Genomic DNA, 6,000 nt, shown 5'->3' with positions numbered 1-6,000 from the left:
ATGCGTTCTCCGTTTGTTTCAGTGTAAACGGAAAACCTCTAATTGCGAGCGACCAGTTTTTCGGGGAGGGTTACAGAAGTAGTTAAATTTGCATGTGAAAATCTGTTCCAACTGTAAAAATGAAGTTGGCTCAGCATTTAATCCAAACAACGGTGCAAGTAATGGAGAAAGAGAAGCCCAAGGCTCAAGTTAAGCCATCGGAAAAGTAATCAAAGACTGATATCGTTGTAACCATTCAAGAGCGAATTCTGAAAAGTAGACAATCAAAGGTTACAGCTATGAAGAATTTTATCCGAGCAATGTTTCCGTTTCAGGGCGGCATATCTGATCCTGAAATCGAAAGCATCCCTAAAGATCTAAATAAGCCAAAACTCTTAAGGTTGATGGTGCAAAAATAGTATATCTGTAGCTTATATTGACATCATTTCGATGCCAATAATCATAAATAACAAGGAAGTGCAACAAAACATAATTTATCCAGTATTTTCATTAACTAAACTTCAACTTTTTCGACCAGCGTTGTTTCGTTATGTACCGTAAGTGCTCGCTTAGCCATTCTGTTGCTCGGTGGGTAAGTGACGGCTAGTTTCTGTATGCGCTGTGAGCGGAATCAGGTACAATCGGGCGTCGATATGTAAAGTGTCTCAAATGAAACTTGTGGGCATGAACTTCTCATATACAAGTACCATGAGCAAAGATTGTCTATGGATGTCGCAGCTCAATGAATCATATCAAGAAAAGTTGTTAAATATGAATAAGAAAATCATTCTATCCATTGTGCCACATTTATCTGGGGGGGGAGTGGAGAGGTCAGTAATTGAACTCAGTAAAGGATTAATTCGACAATACCCAGACACTGATGTCCACATTCTCACTACGAAACCTTATCAGGGAAAAATGACCGTCCCTAGTGGTATTCATGTCCATGAGGTAAATACCCAATTGCGTACTGCGCTGAATATCCGGCTCAGTAATAAGGCCAAGGCTCGACTGATAGAAGCGTATATTGGTCAGCATATCTCATATGAACCAGAGTTGATTTTGTGTCACCAAGATGCGGTGTCAAAGATCATGTGCCATACCAAGTTTGCCAATATCCATCATGTGATTCACACAAACCTTTGTCGCAATAAATTCACTAACGGTAATTGGCTGACTCTTTGGCTACGGAAGAAGAAATTTCAGAGTATATATCGTCGGGGGTCGTTGGTTTGTGTCTCTGAAGGTGTTGAGAGAAGTGTGCACAACTGCTTGGGAGATCTACCTACGCGAGTGATCCCCAATGGATTATCGGTAGAGGATATCCGTTGCGCAGCCCAAGCCAAGGTTGAGTTTAGCCGACCTTACCTAATACATGTGGGGAATTTTGGCTCAGCCAAACGGCATGATCGTCTTGTTCTAGCGTACATCGCATCAGGAATCGAAGACAGAGATCTGGTGTTGATTGGGCAGAAAGATAAGGTGTGGGCACCGCTTGTGGAGAAAATTCTGGAAGCTCACCCTCAAGCAGCGGGACGTATCCATGTTTTGGGTTTTGTTCGTAATCCATATCCTTGGATTGCTAGGTCAGAAGGTTTAATACTTTCCTCCGATTACGAGGGATTGGGGATGGTTTTGATCGAGGCACAGTTATTGGGTAAGCCGATCATTTCAACCAATTGTGAAAGTGGACCTAGTGAGATTGTTGGCGAAAGCCACCAGCACTGCCTGAGTGATCTGAGTGTACCCAGTTTAACGGAGAAGCTTCGTGAATTCGACCGAGACCCATCTCGTTTCATTACTCCTCAGCAGTCGAAATTTACAGTTGAATCAATGTGTCACGAATACTACCAGTTGGCGCTTAAGTCTAAGGTTAATGACTTTTCTGAGGTTAGTGAAAAAGGTGAGGCGTCATGATGAGTTATTCAAATCAAGCGCACAGGTGCGACACCTCGCCTAGCATATTGTGGGATTGCATCCTTGCCCTGCCAGTTATGGTTTGGGTGTTTGGGGGGCAGTTGATAGCCCATGATGCCTATAAGGCTCTAGTTGGTCTTGTGGTGCTATCGGTACTGATATCAATCTGGCGTTGCGGGTTACATGCCATGTGGCATCGTTATAAGAGTAGTCGTTGGGTACAGGTGCTAAGCTTGCTCGTGGTCACGGCTGTCTTGTATAAAGAATATAATGGTGGCGTTTCAAATGCTCTGTTGAGAGGCTACGCGGTTGCATTTCTTTTTTTTCTTGCTTTGCCTAAATATATGGCTTCTAGGCTATTATCGAATCTTGAGTGGTTCTTATTGCTTGTTTCAATCGTCTTGTGTGTTAATGCTGTTTTGTATCATTACGTATGGATGGTGCCTAGGTCTTTGTGGGTGATTAACGCAATCCCATTTACAACGATCTCTGCGTCAGTCGCGATGCTTGCGTTTGTTCGTGGTATGTGGCAACCCGACCCTGTCAAACTATATGTAAATGTATCAGCGTTAACCTTAAGCTTTAACTCCCTTATTATGGGTCAGAGTCGCGGAACAATATTAGCGTTCTTTGTTGCACTGATTGTTGTGTTTTGGTTTAGCTGGTTTCAGCGAGTGGGAACAGTGCGCCGTTTGGGCTTGATGCTGGTGCTTATGGCTGGATCTATGTTTCTGAATATGAACGCCATTATTGAGCGCAGCGAAGAGACTCAAAGGGAGGTTGAGTCCATTCAGGCAAATGATACACACACCTCTATTGGTATCCGTTTGGGGTTGTGGCAGATTAGCGTGCATTCATTGATGGAGAAACCTTTAGTTGGCTTGGGTGAGCATCATGAGGCTCACAGGAGGGAGTTAGCGGATGAGGGGATTATCGCCCCTGCTTTTATACGGTGGGATCACTACCACAACCAATATATTGACACTCTGGTTCGTCGCGGCGTGGTCGGAGCTGGTCTGCTGATATTGATCATATTCGGTTCGTTGATGAGATGGCGGGAGTTGTCTTCAGAATCTCAATTGTCAATTGGGTCGATAGTAGTCGTGTACGCCGTGTCTGGGCTCACTGATGTTCCATTCGATCACGTTCAGACTTTATTGGTATTTCTGTTTGTGCTCTCTCTGTATGAGTTAGCAATACCTGAGTGCACCAAAGTGAGTTATTACAATGATCTTCGTATAAGAAAGAAGTCAAACATAGAAATGTCGTCTAACAAATAAGAATAGCTGTCGCGCAGCCGACAGCTTTATTCAGAGTTGAACAAGCCCGAGCCTCTTCTTTATTTGTAAATTGTGTCTGGTGAGTTTAGCGTCTTGATAAGATGTGACTTTTCTTGAAGCGAACGGTGGTATGATGTGCAGCCTGATAGCTTCACACCTTTAGCTGAGCAGTCTGTTAAGCTCTAGTCATAGGCGCCCCATCTGTCATAGCTGTCTCCATTATCCTTATTCTTTCTGCCTTTCGGCTAACTCGGTCGGCTGACTCCAACACAAGCCATTTCATGATGGCAACAAGGGCAACTACGTACCACTTTCTGCTGTGGCGTCCTGGTTACAGGGAAGTAAAGTTCGCTTGCAGATAAAAACAGTAACTGGATTTGTAGGCAGAGTTGATGGGCGTTTCCCGTCATGTTTCCTCAGTAATGACAGCAATAAATGAAACTCCCGTAGGAATTTGTTTTTTATTGGTTCCAAAAGCAAGACTTTCCAGAGGGGGAGCTGGGAATGTTGATGGCGCTAGAATTCAAAATAGAAGGGCTGGAATCGGTGAATCGGCCGTTAAAGCGGGTGTAACCATCGAAGCAACGGTAAGCCCTGAATCGACAGGGTGATCTTTTAACCAAGGAAGCCAGAGCGCAGTGTTCTGGCTAGTATCAACGCCGTTATTATTCAGAATCGACCGCCATGTTGCTCCAACCTCGTCATTACAAAATTATCCGAAACCGCTCGTTAACGATTACAACATTTGGAAAAAATTCCAATTGAGTAGCTAACGAGCGATCTAAAAAGCGCAAGGTTTACGCTCTCTTTGTTAATACAAAAAGAGCCTTGATATTGTAAATCATTGAATAGATTGCGCTGCTTTTAAGAGAAGCTGATTAAACTTCTCTGGCTGTTCTAGCATTGGGAAGTGTCCTGAATCCTCAATGAAATAGACGTTGTAGTTTTTGATGTGTTTTTTGTTGGTTTCAGAATCGGTCGGCCATAAGCGTGCATTTACTAACACCACAGGCACATTGATACTTTCAAATACGCGATATGACTCCCCTGTGATGTACTGCCCCAAGTAATGGCGGAACTGATTAAGTGCGATATCTTTGGGCGCAGAGGCCATATCTTGCGTTGCCCATTCCAGCACATCAGGATCAACGTCTGCTGGGAACGCATTCTTTACGAACTCTGTCATACCAGCGTGAAAGTCTTCTTCAAATGGTTTGGTCATCATGTTGAGATCGGCCTGCGATAAAGGCGCGGCCACATTTTGCGAGGTATCGACACCGATAATGCCAATGACCTCTTTCGGCATTAGCTTCGCTGCCTCTGCTATCACGCCGCCGCCCATAGAGTGACCAATCAAAATTGCGTTGTCGATGTCTTCTTTCTTCATTACCGCTTTAATGTCACTGGCAAAAGCAGGCATGGTGTACTCTTTTCGATTGAACGATGAATTGCCGTGTCCAGCCAAATCCAGCGTGATTACCTTGTATTGGGGCGAAAAGAAATCAATTTGGTTTTGCCATAAGCGGCTATCCAGACTCCAACCGTGAACAAAGATCATGGCGGTATCGCCACTCCCAGTTACGCTATAGGCAATTATTTCCCCATCGTCTGTATTCGCAACGCCGTATCGGGAGCTAGCAAGCGGTTCCGCTGTGCTGAAACCACTGAATGCTGACAGTACTAGCAGTAGGGTGGAAAGAAAAAATAACTTTAGGAAGTTTCTTTCATGCTTGACGTTCATAGATTGACCTTTTGCTTGGAAGTGTTCACGGGTTATCCGAATCACCCTAAGTATTGCTGAGATTGAATCGTTTTAAGTATCACTCGCTCGTGGTTTCTGCCATTGGAGGTGTGTGGACAAGGGCGGACTCATCATTTAGATGTGGACTTTAAACTATGAACCTATAGACAAGTCAACGGTTGCTTTGCTGTTGTAATTAAAATAATGGGGTTAGTAACGCCGCCAAGGGCAATAGGTGAGCTAAAGCAATAGAATGAAGGATATTCCCAAAGAAAGTTGTTTTCTTTTAGTTTGATAAGAAGGATTTCCCAGAAGGGGAGCTAGGTGATTTGTTGAAGCTTTGCCTTGCACTGAAAATTGAAGGTTTAGACAGTGTGGTTAAACCTTTAAAGCGAATGTAACCTGCCACCGCCCTATAAGTTCTTCCACGATACCGTGTGTTCTCATTCAAAAGAGTCAGACCGTTAGGCTGACTCTTTTTTGCACAAAAGCGAGTCATCAAGTCCTGATCATACAAGGCGAACCAATTAGCTCGTCTTTTTTGAACTTGGTGTTTATGTTTTGTTCTATTTTCAGTGATAGAGTAGGGGTATTACTCTCGGTGCAAGTGAAAGCTGTCATTCCAGCGAGTCCACACGAGACTAGGAATCTCAGAAAGTACGCTTCTAAACTAATGACTGACCTGAACAACACGGAAATTGTTTAGTAGATTCTGAATCATGCTCGTACCTCGCGGTTCAGAATGACGAGATTTAACAAACTAAGTGATGGTGTCAGTCCTTTCAAAATCAATATCCGCCACAATTATTGATTTTTGCTTATAAAAAAGGGAATTCGAGTCTCGGTGAAAGTAGTGACGGAACGATTCTCTTGAGTAGTCAATTAAGACTTCAAGCTCAAGAGCAAGCAGAAAAAATTTATGTTATTAATCATAGCTATATGTCGGATCTACATAACGCAGATGTTTTTGAGGCAATGGAACGTTTTTGGATTGAGAGAGTCATCATAATATGATGGTATCGTCGTAATGCAGAACTGGCCCATTTGACGTTAGAAACAGGCATCATCCTTGTATCGAATATC

The 6,000-nt window shown here is 43.5% G+C and carries 3 protein-coding genes and 3 pseudogenes; 4 read left to right on the top strand and 2 right to left on the bottom strand.

The window, feature by feature from the left end; translation table 11 throughout:
* Positions 1-750: 750 nt before the first annotated feature.
* Positions 751-1,896 (top strand): glycosyltransferase, encoded by a 1,146-nt coding sequence (locus ACVA54_RS16965; RefSeq protein WP_446649773.1) that lies wholly within the window; start codon positions 751-753, stop codon positions 1,894-1,896.
* The gene (locus ACVA54_RS16960) at positions 1,893-3,176 is read left to right on the top strand and encodes an O-antigen ligase family protein (protein ID WP_446649772.1); all 1,284 of its coding nucleotides are present in this window, start codon (positions 1,893-1,895) and stop codon (positions 3,174-3,176) included. The genes ACVA54_RS16965 and ACVA54_RS16960 overlap by 4 nt, the downstream gene beginning before the upstream one ends.
* Before the next feature lie 245 nt (positions 3,177-3,421).
* Here ACVA54_RS16960 and ACVA54_RS16955 read toward each other — a convergent pair.
* Positions 3,422-3,592 (bottom strand): annotated as a pseudogene (locus ACVA54_RS16955) (IS91 family transposase); the annotation flags it as partial.
* Positions 3,593-3,641: 49 nt separating this feature from the next.
* Between ACVA54_RS16955 and ACVA54_RS16950 the strand changes: the two are divergent.
* Positions 3,642-3,749: pseudogene (locus ACVA54_RS16950) on the top strand (putative quorum-sensing-regulated virulence factor); the annotation flags it as partial.
* Between the two features lie 268 nt (positions 3,750-4,017).
* Here the strand turns inward: ACVA54_RS16950 and ACVA54_RS16945 are convergent.
* Positions 4,018-4,917 carry an alpha/beta fold hydrolase gene (locus ACVA54_RS16945; RefSeq protein WP_446596445.1) on the bottom strand — a complete coding sequence of 300 codons (900 nt, stop codon included), beginning with the start codon at positions 4,915-4,917 and terminating at the stop codon, positions 4,018-4,020.
* 290 nt (positions 4,918-5,207) lie between these two features.
* Between ACVA54_RS16945 and ACVA54_RS16940 the strand changes: the two are divergent.
* Positions 5,208-5,318: pseudogene (locus ACVA54_RS16940) on the top strand (putative quorum-sensing-regulated virulence factor); the annotation flags it as partial.
* Positions 5,319-6,000: the final 682 nt, after the last annotated feature.

This window comes from Vibrio sp. PNB23_22_6 (genome assembly GCF_052877535.1).
This window is presented reverse-complemented; position numbering and strand designations above follow the sequence as displayed.